The 1083-nt window shown below is 38.7% G+C and carries 2 protein-coding genes; both read right to left on the bottom strand.

Features of this window, described 5'->3' with window-relative positions:
- Window positions 1–118: 118 nt before the first annotated feature.
- The gene (locus JCM15548_RS20560) at window positions 119–565 is read right to left on the bottom strand and encodes an ORF6N domain-containing protein (RefSeq protein WP_227626092.1); all 447 of its coding nucleotides are present in this window, start codon (window positions 563–565) and stop codon (window positions 119–121) included.
- A 49-nt stretch (window positions 566–614) separates the two neighbouring features.
- On the bottom strand, window positions 615–1083 hold a 469-nt coding region (locus tag JCM15548_RS24830; RefSeq protein ID WP_157483048.1), incomplete at its 5' end, for a site-specific integrase.

The raw sequence follows: 1083 nt of genomic DNA on the forward strand, positions 1-1083 counted from the left end.
GTGCGGTGGGGTTTCTATGGGGGCTATTTATCGGGGTTGAATCTAAAGCCTATCTGCTTTCTTGGTGTTGGGTTCTCTTGCTTTTCTATCAGTTCGTCCAGATAGTTAAAAACCAGCTCTATGTTTTTGTCTTGATTTTGGAGTCTCTTTTTAATTTCTTCAATTTCAAGTTTAACGCTAAGATTATCGGTAAGCAGTCTGCGAACTTGGTAAAAATCCTCATTATCTGGATGTTTACTTTTATTGCTTTGTCGCTGTTCAGTACACTTGAGAGCATAAGTACCCCGTGTTCTGTAAAAGCATAAGGTGGCGTTCTTCGTCCTCCCCAACTTGAGGTCGCAAATTGCGACTTCAAGTTTTTAAACTCAGCTTCTGTCAACTCAAACATAAAGTCTGCGGGGAAACGACTAACATTGCGCTTAACCTGTTCATTCAAGCGCTTTGTTTCAACACCATAAAGCTCTGCTAAATCACTATCTATCATCACTTTTTCTTCGCGAACAAAATAAATCTTGTTCATGATGATTTCATCGGGGGTTGCTAAATTGTTTTCTGTATTGCTCATCTTTTCATCATAAGGATTCAAAACTATTAATAAAACCTGAGGCTGCAAATTAAATATTTCGATTGTTCAAGGGATGGAACTTTTCAAGTTTGCTTTGTAAGCTGTCCAGATTGTTTAACTGGTACCGTTCTGTTGAACTTACATATTTATGGCCGGCCATGTATTGGACTTGTCTTAGATTGTGGTTTTTTAGCCAGTAGATTATCACACTTGCTCGGATTTGCTTGGGATGAAGGATTTCAGGGTTTAGTTTCTGGATGGCTTTAAACATGTGCAAAAGGCTGTTTTTGATGTTCTCACTGCCGTTGATGCTGATAAATAACTGGTTTTCGATTTTGGCGTGATTGATTTTAGTGGGTTTTCTGGCTGGTCTTGGAGCTGTGATTTCTTGTAATATGGTTGGTCTTATTTCGTTTAGATATTCGTGTAGTTCCAGTATTTGAAAGGGTTTTAGTTCAAGTGTCCGGCTGTTTCTTCTGCGGTTTCCAGGAACAACTATTTTGCCTTCTTTGAGTTTT

The sequence above is a fragment of the Geofilum rubicundum JCM 15548 genome (genome assembly GCF_000974365.1).
Taxonomy (GTDB): Bacteria; Bacteroidota; Bacteroidia; order Bacteroidales; family Marinilabiliaceae; genus Geofilum; species Geofilum rubicundum.